The 20589-nt window shown below is 68.6% G+C and carries 20 protein-coding genes; 12 read left to right on the top strand and 8 right to left on the bottom strand.

What is annotated here, in order from left to right; genetic code table 11:
• Positions 1-123: 123 nt before the first annotated feature.
• Entirely contained in the window at positions 124-1626 is a 1503-nt protein-coding gene (locus tag DEO45_RS14580; protein ID WP_114345051.1) for a peptide MFS transporter, read from the top strand.
• Positions 1627-1757: 131 nt separating this feature from the next.
• On the top strand, positions 1758-3254 hold the full coding sequence (locus DEO45_RS14585) for a peptide MFS transporter (protein WP_114345057.1): 1497 nt from the start codon (positions 1758-1760) through the stop codon (positions 3252-3254).
• A gap of 45 nt (positions 3255-3299) precedes the next feature.
• Here the strand turns inward: DEO45_RS14585 and DEO45_RS14590 are convergent, their stop codons facing one another.
• Entirely contained in the window at positions 3300-3761 is a 462-nt protein-coding gene (locus DEO45_RS14590) for a MarR family winged helix-turn-helix transcriptional regulator (protein ID WP_114345060.1), read from the bottom strand.
• Between the two features lie 109 nt (positions 3762-3870).
• On the opposite strand from DEO45_RS14590, the gene hppD reads away from it, so the two are divergent.
• From hppD to DEO45_RS14615, 5 genes are all read left to right on the top strand, one after another.
• Positions 3871-4965 (top strand): 4-hydroxyphenylpyruvate dioxygenase, encoded by a 1095-nt coding sequence (gene hppD, locus DEO45_RS14595; RefSeq protein WP_114345063.1) that lies wholly within the window; start codon positions 3871-3873, stop codon positions 4963-4965.
• Positions 4966-4975: 10 nt separating this feature from the next.
• Positions 4976-6274, top strand: coding sequence for a homogentisate 1,2-dioxygenase (hmgA, locus tag DEO45_RS14600; protein WP_114345065.1), 1299 nt, complete (start codon positions 4976-4978; stop codon positions 6272-6274).
• Between the two features lie 37 nt (positions 6275-6311).
• Positions 6312-7298, top strand: coding sequence for a fumarylacetoacetate hydrolase family protein (locus tag DEO45_RS14605; protein ID WP_114345068.1), 987 nt, complete (start codon positions 6312-6314; stop codon positions 7296-7298).
• 94 nt (positions 7299-7392) lie between these two features.
• Positions 7393-8793, top strand: a complete 1401-nt coding sequence (gene hemN / locus DEO45_RS14610) for an oxygen-independent coproporphyrinogen III oxidase (RefSeq protein WP_114345071.1) — start codon at positions 7393-7395, stop codon at positions 8791-8793.
• Between the two features lie 32 nt (positions 8794-8825).
• Positions 8826-9587, top strand: a complete 762-nt coding sequence (locus DEO45_RS14615; RefSeq protein WP_114345073.1) for a helix-turn-helix domain-containing protein — start codon at positions 8826-8828, stop codon at positions 9585-9587.
• A 30-nt stretch (positions 9588-9617) separates the two neighbouring features.
• On the opposite strand, the gene DEO45_RS14620 is transcribed toward DEO45_RS14615, so the two are convergent.
• From DEO45_RS14620 to DEO45_RS14630, 3 genes are all read right to left on the bottom strand, one after another.
• Positions 9618-10421, bottom strand: coding sequence for a universal stress protein (locus tag DEO45_RS14620; protein WP_223250892.1), 804 nt, complete (start codon positions 10419-10421; stop codon positions 9618-9620).
• Between the two features lie 77 nt (positions 10422-10498).
• Complete coding sequence (locus tag DEO45_RS14625; RefSeq protein ID WP_114345078.1) at positions 10499-11071, bottom strand: GNAT family N-acetyltransferase; 573 nt, start codon at positions 11069-11071, stop codon at positions 10499-10501.
• 142 nt (positions 11072-11213) lie between these two features.
• Positions 11214-11978 (bottom strand): cyclic nucleotide-binding domain-containing protein, encoded by a 765-nt coding sequence (locus tag DEO45_RS14630; RefSeq protein ID WP_114345080.1) that lies wholly within the window; start codon positions 11976-11978, stop codon positions 11214-11216.
• A 279-nt stretch (positions 11979-12257) separates the two neighbouring features.
• Between DEO45_RS14630 and DEO45_RS14635 the strand changes: the two genes are divergently transcribed.
• A complete protein-coding gene (locus DEO45_RS14635; protein ID WP_114345082.1) occupies positions 12258-12821 on the top strand; it encodes a cytochrome b in 564 nt (187 codons plus the stop codon).
• A 72-nt stretch (positions 12822-12893) separates the two neighbouring features.
• Here the strand turns inward: DEO45_RS14635 and DEO45_RS14640 are convergent, their stop codons facing one another.
• From DEO45_RS14640 to DEO45_RS14655, 4 genes are all read right to left on the bottom strand, one after another.
• The gene (locus DEO45_RS14640) at positions 12894-14612 is read right to left on the bottom strand and encodes a cbb3-type cytochrome c oxidase subunit I (RefSeq protein WP_114345084.1); all 1719 of its coding nucleotides are present in this window, start codon (positions 14610-14612) and stop codon (positions 12894-12896) included.
• Complete coding sequence (locus DEO45_RS14645; RefSeq protein ID WP_114345086.1) at positions 14612-15577, bottom strand: c-type cytochrome; 966 nt, start codon at positions 15575-15577, stop codon at positions 14612-14614. The genes DEO45_RS14640 and DEO45_RS14645 overlap by 1 nt, the downstream gene beginning before the upstream one ends.
• The gene (locus tag DEO45_RS14650; RefSeq protein WP_114345088.1) at positions 15574-15819 is read right to left on the bottom strand and encodes a hypothetical protein; all 246 of its coding nucleotides are present in this window, start codon (positions 15817-15819) and stop codon (positions 15574-15576) included. The genes DEO45_RS14645 and DEO45_RS14650 overlap by 4 nt, the downstream gene beginning before the upstream one ends.
• Before the next feature lie 245 nt (positions 15820-16064).
• Entirely contained in the window at positions 16065-17456 is a 1392-nt protein-coding gene (locus tag DEO45_RS14655; protein ID WP_114345091.1) for an MBL fold metallo-hydrolase RNA specificity domain-containing protein, read from the bottom strand.
• Between the two features lie 161 nt (positions 17457-17617).
• Here DEO45_RS14655 and DEO45_RS14660 point away from each other — a divergent pair, with 161 nt between their 5' ends.
• Genes DEO45_RS14660 through DEO45_RS14675 form a run of 4 tightly spaced genes read left to right on the top strand, consistent with a single transcriptional unit; the run spans position 17618 to position 20567 of the window.
• The gene (locus tag DEO45_RS14660; protein ID WP_114345093.1) at positions 17618-17890 is read left to right on the top strand and encodes a PepSY domain-containing protein; all 273 of its coding nucleotides are present in this window, start codon (positions 17618-17620) and stop codon (positions 17888-17890) included.
• Between the two features lie 26 nt (positions 17891-17916).
• Positions 17917-18468 (top strand): cytochrome b/b6 domain-containing protein, encoded by a 552-nt coding sequence (locus tag DEO45_RS14665; protein ID WP_114345229.1) that lies wholly within the window; start codon positions 17917-17919, stop codon positions 18466-18468.
• Positions 18469-18516: 48 nt separating this feature from the next.
• Positions 18517-19191, top strand: a complete 675-nt coding sequence (locus DEO45_RS14670; RefSeq protein ID WP_114345096.1) for a response regulator transcription factor — start codon at positions 18517-18519, stop codon at positions 19189-19191.
• Positions 19188-20567, top strand: coding sequence for an ATP-binding protein (locus tag DEO45_RS14675; protein WP_114345098.1), 1380 nt, complete (start codon positions 19188-19190; stop codon positions 20565-20567). Before DEO45_RS14670 ends, DEO45_RS14675 begins: the two co-directional genes overlap by 4 nt.
• Positions 20568-20589: the final 22 nt, after the last annotated feature.

Below are 20589 nucleotides of genomic sequence, written 5' to 3' on the forward strand. Positions count from 1 at the left end.
CATGGCCGCACTTTTCACGACAATCCTTGCGATCATCCCTGCTCGCGAGGATCAAACGGGCGGCCATCCATGGCCGCACTTTTCATAACATCCACCCACACGCCACGGACCACTGGGGAACGCATGAACCAGACCATCGACGCCGGCAGCGCGCCCGATTACCCGCAACTGCTCGGCCATCCGCGCCCGCTGTGGATGCTGTTCATGACCGAGTTCTGGGAGCGCTTCGCCTACTACAGCGTGAGCTGGGCGCTGGTGCTGTACATCGTGGCGCAGTTCTTCCACGGCGACCCGGCGGGGCAGGGTTGGGCCGCCGGCATCTACGGCGCCTACACCGCGCTGATCTACGCCGCCTCGATCTTCGGTGGCTGGGTGGCCGACCGGGTGATCGGCTACCAGCGCTCGATCCTGCTAGGTGCGGCGGTGATGGCGGCCGGCCTGTTCACCCTGCTGGCGCCGAGCAAGCCGCTGATGATGCTGGGGCTGGCGCTGGTGATCGCCGGCGACGGCCTGTTCAAACCGAACATTTCCACCATGGTGGGCCAGCTCTACGGCCGCGACGACCCGCGCCGCGACCGCGGCTTCACCCTGTTCTACATGGGCATCAACGCCGGTGCCTTTGTGGCGCCGCTGCTTACCGGCTGGATGGCTGCCGCCTTCAGCGACACGCCGATGCAGCAGAACTACCGCGTGGTGTTCGCCGCCGCCGGCGTGGGTATGCTGCTCAGCCTGCTGTGGTTCTGGTTCGGCCGGCGCAGCCTGAAGGGTGTGGGGCGGCCGCTGCCGGGCATGGAGAACCGTGCGCGTGTGCTGTGGGTGCTGCTCGGCGCGGCGCTGGCGGTGCCGCTGATCTACGCGCTGCTCGCCTGGGTCGGCGCCGACGGCCTGCAGTGGCTGCTCGGCGTGCTGTTCGTGGGCGTGGCGGCGGTGCTGATCCGCGAGGCGCTGCGCCACGACCGCGTGCAGCTGCACCGGGTGATCGCCATGCTGATCGTGTTCGGCTTCAGCGTGCTGTTCTGGACCTTCTACTTCCAGTTCGGCACCTCGCTCAACTTCCTCGCCGAGAACTGGGTGGACCGGCGGATGTTCGGCGGCTGGATCTTCCCGGTCGGCTGGTTCCAGTCGGTGACGCCGCTGGCGATCCTCGTGTTCGCGCCGCTGCTGACGCTGGTGTGGGGCGCGCTGGCGCGGCGCGACGCGGAGCCGTCGATCCCGCGCAAGTTCGGCTTCGGCCTGATCTTCAACGGGCTGGGCTTCGTGGTGCTGGTGTATGCGCTGAAGGAACTGCTCGGCCCCGCCGGGCTGATCCCGTTCTGGCCGCTGGTGCTGTGCTACGTGATGCAGACACTGGGCGAGCTGTGCCTGTCGCCGATCGGCCTGTCGATGGTGACCAAGCTGGCGCCGCCGCGCTTCGTCGGCCTGGCGATGGGCGGCTGGTTCCTGTCGCTGGCCGTCGGTGGTGACTTCTCCGGCCTGGTGGCGCGCTCGATCAGCGGCGCGCACGGCATGACGGTGGCCTCGGCGCTGTCCGGCTTCGGCTTCTGCTTCTCGGTGCTGCTCGGTTCGGGCGTGCTGCTGCTGTTGCTGGCGCCGCTGATCAACCGGCTGATGCACGGGGTGCGCTGAGCGGTCCGGCGCCCGCGCGCCGGGCGCCGTGTTGCGCTGCATTTGACGGGGCCCGCGGTCTGCGGTTACACCTTCCCGAAAGAATTTGCGGATCCGCACGCGAGGTGCCGATCCACCATCGGGGAGCATCCATGAGTCAAGCCACCGATATGGCGCCGCGCGCCGTACCCGAGTATCCGCAGCGCCTCGGCCATCCACGCCCGCTGTGGATGCTGTTCATGACCGAGTTCTGGGAGCGCTTCGCGTTCTACGGCATCCGCTGGGCACTGGTGCTCTACATCGTGGCGCAGTTCTTCGGCGGCGAGGGCGCGGGCCAGCAGCCGGCCAGCCGCACCTACGGCGCCTACCTGGCCCTGGTGTATGCCGCGGCGATCTTCGGCGGCTACATCGCGGACCGCGTGCTCGGCTACCAGCGTTCGATCCTGGTGGGTGCGGCGGTGATGGCGGCGGGCCTGTTCATGATCGCCGTGCCGAACCAGCAGGTGTTCGAGCTGGGCCTGGCCACCATCATCGTGGGCAACGGCCTGTTCAAGCCGAACATCTCCACCATGGTCGGCCGCCTCTACCGCACCGGCGACGAGCGCCGCGACAGCGGCTTCACCATCTTCTACATGGGCATCAACGCCGGCGCGCTGATCTCGCCGATCATCACCGAATACCTGGCCAAGGCCGTGTTCGGCAGCGAGGCGATGCCGAGCTACAAGTACGTCTTCATCGCCTCGGGCGTGGGCATGCTGATCAGCCTGGTGTGGTTCTGGATCGGCCGCCGCGGCCTGCAGGGCGTGGGGCTGGTGCCCGCCGGCGGCGAAAGCCTGGCGCGCGTGGCCTGGGTGCTGCTCGGCATGCTGGTGTGCATTCCCGGCGTGTACTTCCTGCTCGCCGCGGGCGCGGGCTTCCTGCAGTGGGTGCTGAGCCTGCTGTTCGTGGCGCTGGCCGTGCTGCTGATGGTGGAAGGCATCCGCGAGGGCAGGGTGCAGCGCGACCGCGTGATCGCCATGCTGATCATCTTCGCGTTCAACGTGCTGTTCTGGATGTTCTTCGAGCAGGCCGGCAGCTCGTTCACCTTCCTCGCCGACCAGATCGTCAACCGCCAGTTCGGCGGCTTCACCTTCCCCACCGCGTGGTTCCAGTCGGTGAACTCGCTGGCCATCATCTTCCTGGCGCCGCTGATCGCGTGGATCTGGGTGGCGATGAAGAGCCGCAATCCGTCGATCCCGCGCAAGTTCGGCCTGGGCCTGGTGTTCAACGGCCTGGCCTTCCTGCTGCTGATGTTCGCCCTGTCCAGCCTGGTGGACGGGGCTGGCAAGATTCCGTTCTGGACCCTGTTCATGGTCTACGTGATCCAGTCGGTCGGCGAGCTGTGCCTGTCACCGATCGGACTGTCGATGGTGACCAAGCTGGCCCCGGTGCGCCTGGTCGGTCTCGGCATGGGTGGCTGGTTCCTCTCCACCGGCATCGGCAACAACTTGTCGGGGATCTTTGCCGGCCACGTCAGCGGCGAAAGCGGGATGACCGTGCAGTCGGCGCTGGGCGGCTACACCTTCGGCTTCTGGTCGCTGCTGGGCGCCGGCGTGCTGCTGTTCCTGATCGCGCCGCTGATCAACCGGCTGATGCACGGGGTGAAGTGAGCGGGAACGGCGCGGGAAGCCGGGTGGCTTCCCGCCAAGGCCGCTTCACGGCTGCAGCTTGTCCAGGATCCGCATCAGCCAGGCCCGCTCCTCCGCATCGAGCCGGGCCAGCACTTCGCGTTCGCGCACGCGGGCCATCGGCGCGACCTCATCGTGCATGGCCCAGCCGGCCTCGGTGAGGCTGAGCACCGAACGCCGCTTGTCGTTGTCGTGGGTGGCCCGGTCTACGCGGCCGGCCTCGACCAGCCGTGCCAGCGCCCGGCTTACCGCCACCTTGTCCATCGCGGTGCGCTCGGCCACCTCGCGCGCGGACAGGCCCGCGTAGCGCCCCAGCACCGCCATCACCCGCCATTCGGTCACCGAGAGGTCGAAACGGCTCTGGTAGTCGTCGGCGATCGCCTGGCTGATCGTGTTGGACAGGATCGACAGCCGGTAGGGCAGGAAGTGTTCCAGTTGCAGCGGGGCATGCTCGGCCGTGGCAGGGGCAGGCTTGTGCTTGGCGGACATTGCGGCGGTGGTCCTTGCAAATGGTTTCATATGAAACTATAACGCAAGACTAATCCACGGGTGGCACGCTTGCGTGCGGCCATCGTGCACCGACAGACAGGAGAGCGCCATGAACGCCCAGCCGAACCTTGGCATGCAGGTCACCACGTTCGAGAACCCGATGGGCATTGACGGTTTCGAGTTCGTCGAATTCGCCGCCCCGGCCGGCCGCGCGAACGAGCTGCACGCGCTGTTCAGGCGGATGGGCTTCAGCGCCGTGCTGAAGCACAAGCGCCGGCCGATCACCGTGTACCGCCAGAACGGCGTGAACTTCCTGGTCAACGAGGATCCGGACTCGTTCGCCGCCGACTTCGCCGCGAAGCACGGTCCCAGCGCCTGCGGTTTCGCGATCCGCTTCCGCAAGCCGGCCGCGCAGGTGCATGCCGCCGTGCTCGGCAACGGCGGCGAGGCGATCGGGCCCGGAGAGGCGAGCAAGGCGGTGAACGCACCGGTGGTCAAGGGCATCGGCGACTGCATGCTGTACCTGGTCGACCGTTACGGCAGCGCCGGCAGCATCTACGACGGCGACTATGCGCCGATCGAGGGCGTCGCGCAGGACCCGAACGGCTTCGGGCTCACCTTCATCGACCACCTCACCCACAACCTGTACTTCGGCAACATGCAGAAGTGGTCGGACTACTACGAGAAGCTGTTCAACTTCCGCGAGATCCGCTACTTCGACATCAAGGGCGCCAAGACCGGCCTGGTGTCCAAGGCGATGACCGCGCCGGACGGCATCGTGCGCATCCCGCTCAACGAGTCGAGCGATCCGAAGAGCCAGATCAACGAATACCTCGACGCCTACCACGGCGAAGGCATCCAGCACATCGCCTGCTTCACCGACGACATCTACACCACGGTGGAGCAGATGCGTGCCGCCGGGGTGGAGTTTCTCGACACGCCGGACGCGTACTTCGAGGTGATCGACGTGCGCGTGCCGAACCACGGCGAGGACGTGCCGCGGCTGGCGAAGAACAGGATCCTGATCGATGCCGACCCGGAAACCCACCAGCGCAAGCTGCTGCAGATCTTCACCCAGAACGCGATCGGCCCGATCTTCTTCGAGATCATCCAGCGCAAGGGCAACGAGGGTTTCGGCGAAGGCAATTTCCAGGCGCTGTTCGAGTCGATCGAGCGCGACCAGATGAAACGCGGGTTCCTCTGAGGAGCGTTCCATGGCGATGATCGCGGGCAACGGCTACCAATCCGGCTTCGGCAACGAATTCGCCAGCGAGGCGATCCCCGGCGTGCTGCCGGTCGGTCAGAACTCGCCGCAGCGCGTGGCACACGGGCTGTACGCCGAGCAGCTGTCCGGCACCGCATTCACCGCGCCGCGGCACGTGAACCGGCGCAGCTGGCTGTACCGGATCCGCCCGGCGGCGGTGCACGAGCCGTTCCGGCCGCTGGCGCATGCCAGCTTCCACAACCGTTTCGACGAGGCGCCCGCCACGCCGAACCAGTTGCGCTGGGACCCGCTGCCGCTGCCGTCCGTGCCGACCGACTTCGTCGACGGCCTGGTCACCCTGGCCGGCAACGGCGGCCCGGCCGAGCAGGGCGGCATCGGCATCCATCTCTATGCGGCGAACCGCTCGATGCAGGGGCGGTTCTTCTACGACGCGGACGGCGAGCTGCTGATCGTGCCGCAGCAGGGCCGGCTGCGGCTGGCCACCGAACTGGGAGTGATCGAGATCGAGCCGCAGGAGATCGCGGTGATTCCGCGCGGCGTGCGCTTCCGCGTCGACATCCCCGATGGCGACGTGCGCGGCTACGTCTGCGAGAACTTCGGCGCGCTGCTGCGCCTGCCGGATCTCGGCCCGATCGGCTCGAACTGCCTGGCCAATGCGCGCGACTTCCTTACCCCGCAAGCGGCCTTCGAAGATGTCGAGGGCGACTTCGAACTGGTGGCGAAATTCCAGGGCGCGCTGTGGTCGGCGAAGATCGGCCACTCGCCGCTGGACGTGGTGGGCTGGCACGGCAACTACGCGCCGTACAAGTACGACCTGCGCCGCTTCAACACGATCGGCTCGATCAGCGTCGACCACCCCGACCCGTCGATCTTCACCGTGCTGACCTCGGCCAGCGACACTCCCGGCACGGCGAACGTGGATTTCGCGATCTTCCCGCCACGCTGGCTGGTGGCGGAGCACACGTTCCGGCCGCCGTGGTTCCATCGCAACGTGGCCAGCGAGTTCATGGGCCTGATCACCGGCGTGTACGACGCCAAGGCCGAGGGCTTCGTGCCCGGGGGCGCCTCGCTGCACAACTGCATGAGCGCCCACGGCCCGGACGCCGCCACCTTCGAGAAGGCGTCGCGGGCCGACCTGTCGAAACCGGACGTGATCGGCGGCACCATGGCCTTCATGTTCGAGACGCGCAAGGTGATCCGTCCCACGCGGCAGGCGCTGGACGCGCCGCAATTGCAGCACGATTACCATCGGTGCTGGCAGGACATCCGCAAGCACTTCGCGCCGTGAACGCGACCGACCCACGCACCCGACACAAGGCAGCACGATGAAACTCGGATCTCTCAAGGAAGGCGGCCGCGACGGCACGCTGGTGGTGGTCAGCCGCGACCTCACGCGGGCGGTCAGGGCCAGCGGCATCGCGGCGACGCTGCAGGCGGCGCTGGATGACTGGTCGAACGTCGCACCACGGCTCAACGCGCTGTCCGATGCATTGAATGCCGGCACGGCGACGGATGCGTTCGCGCTGGAGATGGCCGCGCTCGCCTCGCCTCTGCCGCGCGCGTACGAGTTCGTCGACGGCTCGGCCTACCTGCCGCACGTGGAGCGCGTGCGCCGCGCCCGCGGCGCCGAGGTACCGAAGTCGTTCTACACCGATCCGCTGATGTACCAGGCCACCAGCGCCGGCTTCCTCGGACCGCGCGATCCGGTGGTGGTGCCCAGCGAGGACTACGGCATCGACCTGGAGGCCGAGGTCATCGTGATCACCGACGACGTGCCGATGGCGGTGACGCCGGCGCAGGCGTCGCAGCACATCCAACTGGTCGGTCTGGTCAACGACGTCAGCCTGCGCGGGCTGATCCCGGGCGAGCTGGCCAAGGGCTTCGGCTTCCTGCAGAGCAAGCCGCGTTCGGCGTTGTCGCCGGTGCTGGTGACGCCGGACGAACTCGGCGAGGCGTGGTCCGGCGACAAGCTGCACCTGCCGATGCGCACCTGGCTCAATGGCGCGTGGTTCGGCGAAGCGGAGTGCGGCGTCGACATGCAGTTCAGCTTCGCCGAACTGGTCGCCCACGTGGCGAAGACGCGCCCGCTCACCGCCGGCACCATCGTCGGCTCCGGCACCATCGCCAACGAGGATACCGGCAAGGGCGCCTCCTGCCTGGCCGAGCAGCGCACGGTGGAAACCCTGCGCGACGGCCATCCGACCACGCCGTTCCTGAAGTTCGGCGACCGCCTGAAGATCGACGTCACCGACGCCGCCGGCGCCTCGATCTTCGGTTCGATCGAGCAGCAGGTTGTCCCGTACCGGCGGTAGCGCGCCGGCGGGCTGCTGCGGCATCTCGCCGCGACATGGCGGCAATTGACCCGGATCAAGGCACGCCGGGCGGCGCGTCGACAGACTCGCCACCATGGCCATCCCCATCACCCCTCCCGAATTCGACCCGGCGCTGATCGCCCGCTACGACGTGGCGGGGCCGCGTTACACCAGCTACCCGACGGCGCCGCAATTCCGCGCCGACTTCGACGAGGCGGCCCTGCGCGCGGTGATCCGCGCCTCCAACGAGGAGCCGATCCCGCGCCCGCTGTCGGTGTACGTGCATGTGCCGTTCTGCATGAGTCCGTGCTTCTACTGCGGCTGCAACCGGGTGATCACCCGTGACGCGACCCAGGCGGACCGCTATCTCGAGCGGTTGTACCGCGAGATCGAGTTGATCGCGCCGCTGTTCGACCGCGACCGCCCGGTACGCCAGCTGCATTTCGGCGGCGGCACGCCGAACTTCCTCGACGCGGCGCACATGGGCGAACTGCTGGAGTCGCTGGCGCGGCATTTCAGCTTCAGCCACGAGGCGGACCGCGAATACGGCATCGAGATCGACCCGCGCTTCGCCGACGGCGCCTACGTGCGCAACCTGGGCGAGCTGGGTTTCAACCGGATCTCGGTGGGCATCCAGGATTTCGATCCGGCGGTGCAGAAGGCGGTCAACCGGATCCAGAGCTTCGAGCAGACCCGCGAGGTGCTCGAGGCGGCGCGTGCGGCGTCGTTCCGTTCGGCCAGCGTCGACCTGATCTACGGCCTGCCGCTGCAGACGGTGGACGGCTTCAGCCGCACGCTGGAGCAGGTGGTGGCGCTGAATCCCGATCGGGTGGCGGTATATGGCTACGCGCACCTGCCGGAGATGTTCAAGGCGCAGCGGCAGATCGAGGCGTCCGAGCTGCCGGACGCGGCCACCCGGCTGGCGCTGTTCGGACGCGCACTGGAGCAGCTCAGCGCAGCCGGCTACGTCTATATCGGCATGGACCATTTTGCCCGCGCCGACGACGAACTGGCGCTGGCGCAGCGCACCGGCACCCTGCAGCGCAATTTCCAGGGCTACTCGACCCACGGCGACTGCGACATCGTCGGCCTCGGCGTCAGCGCGATCGGCCGCATCGGCGACAGCTACAGCCAGAACGCGCGCGACCTGATCGGCTACTACGCGGCGCTGGACGCGGGCCGGTTGCCGCTGATGCGCGGCCTGCAGCTGGACGAGGACGACCTGATCCGGCGCGAACTGATCAACGAGCTGATGTGCCACGGTGTGGTCGACAAGCAGGCCTTCGGCACGCGCCACCGGCTGCTGTTCGACGAATACTTCGAGCGTGAGCGGCAGCGTCTGCTGCCGCTGCTGGAGGACGGGCTGGTGCTGGAGAGCCCGCGCGAGATCCGGGTGACCTCGCGGGGCCGGCTGCTGTTGCGTATCATCGCCATGTGCTTCGATGCCTACTTGGGCGACAATGCCCGGGCCTCGCGATACTCGCGCGTGATCTGACCAACGCAGCCTCCACCGGCACGGCCGACATCATGCAATCCAAGTACCCGGCAGGTCGCCTGCCTGATCCGCCCAGCCCGATTGCCGACGACGGCGACGAAACGCATTTCTGCGGTACCTGTGCCTTTTCCAGCGCCTGCATCGCGGCGGGCTACCACAAGCCCGAGCTGGCCGCGCTGCAATGCCTGGTCGAGCACGTGGGGCCGTTCCGCGCCGGCGAGCACATCTTCCGCACCGGCGATCCGTTCCGGGCGATCTTCGCCGTACGCAGCGGCACCGTGAAGACCCGCATGGTCGACAAGGAAGGCCGCGAGCAGGTGCTCGGCTTCTACCTGCCGGGCGAGGTGATCGGCCTCAACGCGATCTACCCCGAGCACTTCCCGTGCGACGCGGTGGCGCTGGACACCACCTTCTTCTGCCGTTTCTCGTTCCCCGCGATGAGCGCGCTGGCCTCGCGCGTGCCGGCGGTGCAGCAGCATCTGTTCCGCATGCTCAGCAAGGAGCTCGGCACGGCCTCGCTGCTGGCCGGCGACCACAGCGCCGACGAGCGCGTGGCCGCGTTCCTGCTCGACCTGGCCAGCCGCTACGCCGCGCGCGGCTTCTCCGCCACCCGCTTCCATCTCAGCATGTCGCGCGGCGACATCGCCAACTACCTGCGGCTGGCCGCCGAAACCGTCAGCCGCGTGCTGAGCCGCTTCCGCGCGCAGAAGCTGATCTCGATCGAGGGGCGCGAGCTGGAGCTGCTGAACCCGGGGCGGCTGCGCGAGATCGGGCAGACGCTGCTGCGGGAATAGGGCCGCCTGCCGGACCCGCCGTGCACGGGATCAGTGCTGCATCAGCACCGGCACGGTCGCATCTTCCAGCACCCGCTGGGTGGCGCCGCCGAACACGCGTTCGCGCATGCGCGAACGGCCGTAGGCGCCCATGACCAGCAGGTCGGCCTGGATATTGCCGACCTCCTGCAGCAGGATCTCGCCGGCCATCGCGGAGGACGAGCGTACATAGCTCGGCTTCGAGGCGATGCCGTGGCGCAGCAGGTAGACGAACGGATCGAAGCGCGGGCGCCGCTCGTCGCCGTCGCGCACGTCGCCGTCGACCAGGGTGACCTGCCCGGCCACCCGCAGGAACGGCAGCGCGGCGTGGATCGCGCGGATCGACTCGATGCTGCCGTTGCAGCCGATCACGATGCGCTCGAAGCGGATCTCCCGGTCCCAGCCCGGCGGCAGGATCAGGCAGGGCACGCGGCAGGCCAGGATCGCCTCGCCGAGCACGTCGAGCAGGCCGGACGCCTGCACCATGTCCCGCTCGATCACCGCGAGGTCGTGGCGTGCGCCGAGCCAGCGCAGGGTGTCGGCGATGCCGCTGCGGGCCACGATCCAGTCGGCGCCATGCACGCCGGCTTGCCGCGCGAAGGTGCCGAACGCGGCCAGTTCGTCGGCCGATTCGGGGCGTGTTTCCAGCAGCAGGTCCAGCACGGTCGGCTCCGCGGCGTGCGTACGCAGCGCCGGGTCGACGAAGCAGCCGGTGAGGTTGCTGCCCCAGCGCGCGGCGATCGCGACGCCCGCGGTGACGGCGGGGCTCCATGGCCGGGTCGAGGTGGCCAGCGCGAGGATGTCGCCGGGACGCATGACGCGTGTCGACGGATCGGCTTGCTCGTGGCTTGTCATGTGATGGCAGTGGTCGAGGGTTGGGGCCGGCGCGGCACTCAGAGGTCGAAGGTATGGATGACGTGCGCGGCATCGTCCGGGTCGAGCCGGCGGGTAAAGCCCAGATAGGCGGCCAACTCGCGCATCGGCTCGTTTTCGGCGGCGTCGATCGAGAACATCTGCCGGAAACCGTTCTTGCGCGCAGCCTCGATCAGGCGGCGCATCAGCAGCACCGCCAGGCCGCGGTGGCGCCAGTCGTCGGCGACCGTCACCGCACATTCGCAGTGCTTGTCGTCGGCGCTGGCGGCATAGCGGCTCACGCCGACCTCGCGCAGCTCGCCGTTGTCGTGGGCCAGCGCCAGGAAGGCCATCCGCTGCCGGGCATCCACGTCCATCAGCGAATCGATCAGCGCCGGGTTGGCGCCCTTCATGCCGCCGAGGAAGCGGAAGCGACAGGCTTCCCCGGACAGCCGGTTGATGAAATCCGTCTCGCGCTGGCGGTCATCCGGGCGCAGCGGGCGTATCAGCACCGGGCTGCCGTCGGCGAGGGTCTCGATCCAGTGGGTTCCCTCGATGGCGCCGAAGGGCGTGGCGGCCGGGCTGTCGTGACTGGTCTGGTATGCGCTGGACATGATCTGCCCCGATGACGGATGGATCGCGGTCGATTCCCGCGTCCAGGCGGCTGCCCGCCGTGGCGCGGTCCCTTGCAGGGTCGATTTGTACGCCGCGCGGCACCGCCTGCTGTTGACCTGGGTCAACCAGGCAGGCGGGAGGTCAGCCGGCGTCGTTCCGGCGGGATCCGGTCGGGTGGCCGTTGCGGCAGAGGTCGGCGAGCAGGTCGGGGCGCAGGATGCGCACGGCCTTGCGGTTGACCTCGAGTACGCCCATCTCCTCCATCCGCGAGAACAGCCGGCTGACCGTCTCCACCACCAGGCCGAGGTAGTTGGCGATGTCGTAGCGCGACATGGTCAGGGTGAGCGCGGCGCCATCGCGCTGCAGGCGCTCGTAGCGGTCGGCGAGGCTCTTCAGGAAGATAGCCAGCTGCTCCTGCGCCTGCTGCCGGCCCATCATCACCAAGTGTCGATGTTCCTCGACCACCTCGCGGCTGATCACCCGCATCAGCTGGCGGTGCAGCGCGGGCACCTCGCTGGTGACCTGCTGCAGTTGCGCATAGGGCAATTCGCAGATGCTGGAGCGCTCCAGTGCCTCGGCCTGGCTGGCGTGCCGGTTCGAGGCCAGCGCGTCGAAGCCGATGATTTCGCCGGGCAGGTGGAAGCCGAGGATCTGCGTGTCGCCCGCCTCGTTCTGCACGAAGGTCTTGAGCGAACCCGACCGCACCACATAGAGCGCCTTGAACGGGTCGCCGTCGCGGTACAGCACGCCGCCACGCTCCAGCGTGCGCTTGTCCTTGACGGTGCCGTCCAGCCGGGTCAGGTCGTCGCCACCGATGCCGGCGGGCAGGCACAGCTCGTTCAGCGCACAGGAGCTGCAGCTGCGGCGCAGCAGGTTCAGATCGAGGACGTTTGTGCTGGGTTCCATCGCATCATCTATCGATTGGGAAACGGTCCTCGCGGGGCTCCGTCCGGCTGGACCCGAACTTAGCACGGAAGACCGCTGCGCCACGTTGCGGCCGGTGCGGCCGAACCGCGCAGGGCGGGCTGCTGCGAATCATTCGCGTCGCTGCAGTGTGCTGTCCGCTCCGCATTTGACCACGCTCAAGTCACCGGCGGCCCGGCGCCGGCAGACTGCAGGCGTCAGGGCCATGACCCGCATGCCAGGATCCGGCATCATCCACGACCCTGCATCACCGGAGGCCTCATGAACTGGAAGAACACGGTAGATCGATACGGCTCGCCGTCGATGGCGATGCACTGGCTGATGCTGCTGTTGCTGGCTGCGGTATACGCCTGCATCGAGCTGCGCGGCATGTACCCGCGCGGGAGCGACATGCGCGAGCTGCTGAAGACCTGGCACTTCATGCTGGGGCTGGGCGTGTTCGCGCTGGTTTTCGTGCGCCTGGCATTGCGCCTGGTGGCCGGGGCGGCACCCCTGATCCGGCCGGCGCTGCCTGTGTGGCAGGCGCGCCTGGCCGCGCTGATGCATCTGGCGTTGTACGCCTTCCTGCTGGCGATGCCGCTGCTCGGCTGGCTCACCCTCAGCGCCGCGGGCAAGCCGATCCCGTTCTTCGGGCTGCAACTGCCGCCGCTGCTGGGCGCGGACAAGGCGCTGGCCGACTCCCTCAAGGAGATCCACGAGACCATCGGCACGATCGGCTACTACCTGGTCGGCCTGCACGCCGCGGCCGCGCTGTTCCACCACTACTGGACGCGCGACAACACGCTGCTGCGCATGCTGCCGGGTTCCGGGCGCCGGGCCGGTTGAGCGCGTGCACCGTCGTCGCGGCGTGACGGAAAGGCCACCGGTGACGGTGGCCTTTCCGCGACGACGCCCTGCTCAGGATCGTACCGGCAGCGGCAGCAGCACATTGGCCGCGACGGTGGGCGATGGCAGCGATGCACGGGCTTCCAGCGAGGCCAGGAAGCGCCAGACGAAGGCCAGCGTCACCAGCAGCAGGCCGGGATAGCCGACGCCGGCCAGCAGGTAGGGCAGGGTCGGGTCGGCCAGCACGCGTACCCGCGGCAGGTTGAAGCTGAGCAGGCCGAGCGTGATGATGCCGCCGAACACCCACATCATCATCAGCCAGATGCCCGCCTCGAAGCCGCTCAGCGGGCGGCCCCAGCCGGTGTTGCTGCGCGGCAGCGCCGCGTCGCCGTGGAGGACGCCGCGCGGATCGGCGGCCGCCGGCGCACGTACCCGCCGGCCCAGCGTGAAGAGGTCGTAGGCGAGGATCCCGGCACCGAACGTGAAGGTGATGCCAAACATCGGCAACAGCAGCTTGAACAGGCCCATGGCTCGCGAGACGTCGCCGCCGAACCAGCCCAGGCCGAGGATTCGGTACACGTAGATCTGCACCGTGCCGCCCAGCGCGAAGGCGAACGCCAGGCCGAGCACGCCGGTGAGCACCAGCCAGAAGCCGAGCTTGCCCAGCCGCTGGTCGTAGTCGGGTGCCTTGCGCATGATCGGCACGGCGTAATACGCCGCGGCGATGCCCAGCATGCCGAAGGTGCCGAACAGCGCCAGGTGGGCGTGTCCCGGCGTCACCCAGGTGCCATGCGACCAGACATTGGTCAGCGCGAAGGTCATGCTGAAGCCGAGGATGCCCGCTCCGATCTGCTCCAGCACCACCGAGCCGAGGATGAAGTAGAACGCGGGCGCGTTCTCCAGCGGGCGCTGGTTAGTGTGCGCGTCGAGGTAGATGTGCCAGAAGCAGAACACCAGCGGCAGCGGCTCCAGCGCGCTGAACAGCGAGCCCCAGAACTGCCAGAACTCCGGCGTGCCGATCCAGAAGTAGTGGTGCGCGTTGCCGATCAGTCCGGACAGCCACACCAGCGCCACGCCCCAGAACACCGCGAAGCCCACCGACTTGATGTCGACCTTGAACATCAGCACCAGCAGGAAGCCGACCAGGCTGATGTGGATCACCTCCCACACGCCTTCCACCCAGTAGTGCACGACGAACCAGCGGAAGTACTCCTGCAGGTCCAGCCGCGCCACGTAGAACAGGCCGAACACCCACACCGCCATCAGCGCCGTCACGCCGAGGCCCAGCCCCCAGTGGATCTCGTTCCACTGCCGCACCGGCGGGAAGGTGCGCAGCACCACGTAGGCGAGGATCGCGAAGCCGACCAGCACCAGCACGCCGGCGATGCGCCCGGCCTCCAGGTACTCCAGCCCCTGCTGCAGCCACGGCTGCCCGTGCCACCAGCCGGCGATGCCGTACTGCGCCAGGCGCAGGGTGAAGAAGTTCCACACGGCGATGACGATCAGCGCGTAGAACAGCAGCTTGATCAGCCACGGCGCCACCATCTCGCGCCTGGCGAGCAGCGGTGCGACGAACAGGATCGCGCCGATGAAGCCGGACAGGATCCACAGGATGCCCAGGTTGAGGTGCTCGGCGCGGGCGATGTTGAAGTTGATCGTGCCGGCCTGCACGCTGGGGTCGACATGCTGGGTGGCGAGAACCAGGCCGTAGCCGACCTGGAGGAGGAACAGCACCAACATGAGCATGAAGAAGCGCAGGCTGAGCCGCTGCGTCTGGTATTCGATTTGCATCACTGCTTCTCCAGGGAGTGGAGGTAGGCCACGATGGCGTCGACTTCATCGTTCTTCAGCAGGGTGTCGTAGCTGGGCATCACGCTGGCCGGATAACCCGCCACGATCTTCGCGTTCGGCTGGCGGATCGACTCGACCAGGTAGGCGTCGTCGGCCATTACGCTGCTGCCGTCGGCGAGGCTGACGCGCGAGCCATACAGGCCGCCCCAGCCGGGCCCGACCAGCCGTTGCCCGGTGGTGGCGTGGCAGGCGGTGCAGCCGTTGTCCTTCACCAGCTGCGCGCCGCGTGCCGCCGGATCGGCCGCGGCCGCGACGGGCGGGATGGCAGGCGCGGCGGCCGCCGGCGCGATCGCCTGCACGCCGAGCGCCAGCCGCACGCGTTCGTCGAGCCCGGCCTCGGCCTCCACCCGCGGCGGCCAGCCTTCGGTGTTCATCGCCGAGGTGTACTTGAGGTAGGCGATCAGCTGGCCGATCTCGTCCTTGCTCAGTGGCAGGTTGGGCATGTTGCTCGGCTTGCCGCCGCGCCGGCCGACGCGATCCGCGGCCTCGGGGAACTTGCCGTCGTAGGCCTCGATCGTGGCGGCGCCGGTATCGGCGTGTTGCACGGGATCCTGCAGCTGCGCGCGCACCGCGGCGGCCGTGGGCCAGCTGCCCGCCGACGGCAGGAACGCGGCCAGCCACGCCGGGCCGGCCTGCGCATACTCGCGGGTGAGGTCCGGGCCGAGATATGCGCCGTTGCCCACCATGGTGTGGCAACCCATGCAGTTGTAGGCCTGGAACACGCGCTTGCCGTCCTCTGCCTTGTACGGGCCGTAGCTGACCGTGTCCGGCGTCACCTGGCCACGCGATTTCATGAACGAGAAGAGGGAGAGCACGACGAAGGCCAGCGTCATGATGCCAAGCATCACGAACGCACCGCGCCGCCGCGGGGTTTCGCAGCTGCTGCCGCCGACTCCGCAGCTCATGACCGCTTCGCCTGGTCGTCGCCGGCCGGGCTCGGCGCGGCGTCATGCAGGAACAGGATGCGCAGGCTGCCGATGAAGACGTAGAAGACGTATACCGACAGTGCGAAGCCGACGCAGAAGTAGACCAGCCACGCGGCGTGCGACTCCGGCCAGTACTCGAAATCTCGCCAGAACGGCCACGAAAGCAGGAACGCGGCCACGCAGGCCAGCACCGAAATCGTCAGATCAGTGATCCGTTGCATCGCACGATTACCCCCGAGAGTTGGTTTGACGCATTGCCAGGCAACGCCGAAAACCGCCGGACCCTCTCCCCTGACGGAGGGCCGCGCGTGGGACGGGTCGACTATAGGTATGGCGTGGGGCGGTGCGTCTGATCCAGGTCAAGCGTTGCCGTATCGGCGGCAGCTGCCGCAGGTGCGGCCGGGCAGCGGCGCCCCTGCATGCGCACGGCGCGAGGGGCGCGGTCGTTGCGGCTGCGGCCGTCGGTTCAGTCGATCCTGATCGGCTCGTGCAGGCCAGGCAGCTGGACGGCGACGCCGCGCGCTTCCAGCGCTTCCTGCATCACCCGCATGCCGCGCTCGTATTCGCCGTGCACCAGGAATACCTTGCGCCGTGATGCGTCGCCCAGCCAGGCCAGCAGCGAGGGCTGGTCGGCGTGCGCGGAGAAACCGTTGATCGTCCACACCTGTGCGCGCACCGGAATTTCCTCGTTGAACACGCGCACGCTGGGCGCGCCGTCGATGATCCGCCGCGCCAGCGTGCCCTCGGCGGCGTAGCCGACGAACACCACGCTGCTGCGTTCGCGCCACAGGTTGTGCTTGAGGTGATGGCGCACGCGGCCGCCGTTGCACATGCCCGAGCCGGCCAGGATGATCGCGCCGCCATCGACGTTGTTTATCGCCATCGACTCGGCCGTCTCGCGGGTGAAGTGCAGGCCGGGCATGGCGAACGGATCGCCGTGCCGTAGCTCATCCAGGAAGCGTTCGTCGAAGCATTCCGGGTGGCGCCGGAAGATCTCGGTGGCGGAAATCGCCATCGGCGAGTCGAGGAACACCCGCACATGCGGCGGGATCGCGCCGTCGAGGATGCCGCGGTGCAGGTAGTACAGGATCTCCTGGGTACGCTCCAGCGCGAAGGTGGGGATCACCACGTTGCCGCGGCGATTCACCGTTTCGCGAATGGCCTGGTACATCTCGTCCACGGAGTCGGGCACCGAGCGGTGCGGGCGGTCGCCGTAGGTGCTTTCCATCACCACATAATCGGCGGTCGGAGCGGGCGTCGGGTCGCGCAGCAGCGGCCGGCCAGGGTTGCCGAGGTCGCCGGAAAACAGCATGCGGCGGTGTTGCCCGCCGTCGTCCAGTTCCAGCAGGACCGAGGCCGAGCCGAGGATGTGGCCGGCATCGAGGAAGCGCGCGGTGATGCCCTCGACGACGGGCACGGTGTCGCCATAGCCGACATCCGGGCCGAAGAAGTCCAGCGCGTGCAGCGCGTCGTTCAGCGTGTACAGCGGCGGCGTCAGCGCCTCGCCGCGGCGGTTGTTGCGCTGCGCGCGGCGCGCGTCCTCCTCCTGCAGGCCGGCGGCGTCCAGCATCACCACCCGCGCCAGTTCGCGGGTGGCGGCGGTAGTCAGGATGCGTCCGCGGAAACCGCGGCGCACCAGCAGCGGGATCCTGCCGCAATGGTCCAGGTGGGCATGGGTGAGCAACAGCACGTCGATGCCGGCCGGGTCGAAGCCGAACGGCTCGGCGTTGGCCTGTTCGACCTCGTCGCTGCCCTGGAACATGCCGCAGTCGATCAGCACGCGGCGGTCGTTGCAGGTGACCAGGTGGCAGGAACCGGTGACCTGCTTGGCGGCGCCGTGGCAGCTGTAGATGATCATGCAGATGTTTCCTCGGGGATGCAGTTCGCCGGACTCTCGCATCAAGCCCGCGCGGGTGTACTGACTGGCGTCAATCGGCTGGCCTGCTGCCTTAAGACTGGCATAAGCGATCCCGGTTGCAATCGCAACCAAGGCAATCGTGCCGATACCGGAGACGCACCATGAAACGCATCGTCATCGCACCCCTGTTCCTCGCCGCGGCCGCCTTGTCGGCCTCCGCCTTCGCAGCACCGCAATGCACCAGCGCACCGCGTGCGCAGTGGCTCACCGAGGCGGCGATGAAGCAGAAGGTGCTCGACCAGGGTTACACCATCAAGGTGTTCCAGGTCTCGGGCAACTGTTACGAGATCTACGGCAAGGACAAGGCCGGCAAGAAGGTGGAGATCTACTTCGACCCCACCGACGGCCGCATCGTCAAGCAGAAGGGCGGCTGATCATGCTATCGCGCGAGGACAAGCCCATGCACGCCACGGTCAAGGTCTGGGATCCGCTGGTCCGCGTGTTCCACTGGTCGCTGGCGGGCTTGTTCCTCGCCAACTTCTTCACCGACGACGGCGAGCTGGCCCACCGCGGGATCGGCTATGCCCTGCTGGCCCTGCTCGCCGTGCGTTTCGCGTGGGGCTGGGTCGGCACGCCCCACGCCCGCTTCAGCGACTGGGTGCCCGGCCCGCGCCGCGTGCGCGATTACCTGCGCGAGCGTCTGGCCGGGCGCTCGCGGCGGCAGCTGGGGCACAACCCGGCGGCGGCGGTGATGATCCTGGCGCTGCTCGCCGGCGTGCTGCTGGTCGGCGTCACCGGCTGGCTGCAGACGACCGACGCACTCTTCGGCGCCGGCTGGCTGGAGGACCTGCACGAAGCGCTGGCCTATGGCGTGCTGGCCCTGGTCGGCGTGCATGTACTGGCCGCGGTGGGCGAAAGCGTGCATTACGGCGAGAACCTGGTCGCCGCGATGGTCCACGGCCGCAAGCGTGCCCTGGAGCAGGACGCCGCCGATGACCGGAGGATGCGATGAATTGCCTCAGCCACGGTTGGCCGGCGGGCCGCTGAATAGAATCGCGCCATGCGCATCCTGCTAGCCGAGGACGACCGGGCACTGGGGCAGGCGCTGGCCGACGGCCTGCGCCAGCTCGGCCATGCGGTGGACTGGATCACCGATGGCAACCAGGCCGCCGCCGCGCTGGCCGACACGACCTACGCCGCCGCGGTGCTGGACTGGAACCTGCCGCGCAGCAGCGGCCCGGCCATCATCGCCGGCATGCGCCGGCGCAAGGACGCCACTCCAGTGCTGTTGCTGACCGCACGCGACGAGCTATCCGACCGGGTCGCCGGGCTGGATGCCGGTGCCGACGATTACGTGGTCAAGCCGGTGCATCTGGACGAACTTGCCGCCCGCCTGCGCGCATTGCTGCGCCGGGCCGATGGCCAGGTCGAGCCGGCGATCCGCCTGGGCGAACTGGAAGTCACCCCGGCCGCGCGCAGCGCCACGCTGGCCGGAGCGGCACTGGAACTGACCGCGCGCGAGTACGCGCTGCTGGAGATGCTGGTGCGCCATCCCGGGCGCGCGTATTCCCGCGAGCAACTGGAGGATGCGCTGTACGGCTGGGACCGGGAGGTGGCCAGCAACGCGGTGGAAGTGCATATCCACTACCTGCGCCACAAGCTGGGGCCGGGCTGGATCCGCACCCTGCGCGGCATCGGCTACGCGATCAACCCGCCCGGCGGGCCGGCGGCATGATCCGCCCCTCGCTCAACCGGCGGTTGGTGCTGCGGCTGGTGGCCGGCATCGTGCTGGTGTGGTGCGCCGCCGCCGGCTGGCTGGCCTGGCGCAGCCTGCACGAAGTCGACGAGATCTTCGACCAGATGCTGGTGCGCACCGCTGCCAGCGTGTTCGCGGTGATGCCGGCCACGCCGGTGCCGGGTGTCGCGGCGCGCCTGCCGGACCGGCCATCGCTGGACTCTGACGCCACCGCGCATCGGCCCGCCATCACCGTGCGCGACACCCACGGCCGGCTGCTGGTGCGCAGCGCCGAGCTGCCGGCGCTGGGTTTCGATCCGGGCGATGCGCACTTCCATTCGGTCACCTACGGGCAACGGCGCTGGCGGGTGTTCCAGCGCTGGGATGCGCAGCGGCAGTACTGGATCCAGGTCGGCGCGCCGCTGGACGAGCGCGACGAGCTGATGCGCAAGCTGCTGGTGCCGGCGTTGCTGGCCTTGCTGGCGCTGCTGGTGCTGGTGCCGCCGACGGTGTTCGCCGGCCTGCGCGGCGGGCTGAAACCGCTGCGCCAGCTGACCCGCGGACTGTCCGCCGGAGCCGGCCCGGCGGCGGCCTCGCTCACCGACGAACGCGTGCCGCTCGAGCTGGCGCCGTTCACCGAGGCGATCGACAGGCTGGTCGACCGCCTCAGGCTCAGCCTGGAGCACGAACGCCGCTTCACCGCCGATGCCGCCCACGAACTGCGTCACCCGCTGGCGGCGCTGCGGCTGGAGCTGGACCTGGCCGGGTGCGGCGACGATGCGCCCGCCCGTGCGCTGCACCTGCAGCGTGCGCAGGAGGCGCTGGACCGCATGCAGCGGCTGGTGACCCAGCTGCTGATGCTGGCGCGGGTCGAGAAACTGACCGAGCTGGACGATGCCGGCCCGTTGCGCTTGTCGGGCGTCGCCGAAGCCGTCCTGTGCGACGCCAGCGAGCGCGCGGCGGCGCGCTCCATCGAGCTGTCGCTGGACCATGGCGGCAACGACTTCGTGCTGGGCAGCCGCGGCCTGCTCGTCATCCTGGTGCAGAACCTGCTCGACAACGCCTTGCGCCACGTACCCGACCACGGCCGCGTGGACGTGCGCGTCGGTGGCCATGCCGAGCGGGTGACACTCGAGGTGGATGACGACGGCGCCGGCTTCGCGTCGACCGACACGGCACGGCTGGGCGAACGCTTCCATCGCCCCGAAGGCAGCGTGGGCGAAGGCAGCGGGCTGGGCCTCTCCATCGCGCAGGCGATCGCCGGCCTGCATCACGGCGAGCTGGTGTTCGGTTGCTCCGCGCTGGGCGGCGCGCGGGTAAGTGTCAGCTTTCCGCGCATCGCGACCAAGGCGCCGCATGCGCCGGACTATGCGTGAACAATCAACGCTGCCGGGCAAG

This window comes from Rhodanobacter denitrificans, from assembly GCF_003335105.1.
Lineage (GTDB): Bacteria > Pseudomonadota > Gammaproteobacteria > Xanthomonadales > Rhodanobacteraceae > Rhodanobacter > Rhodanobacter denitrificans_A.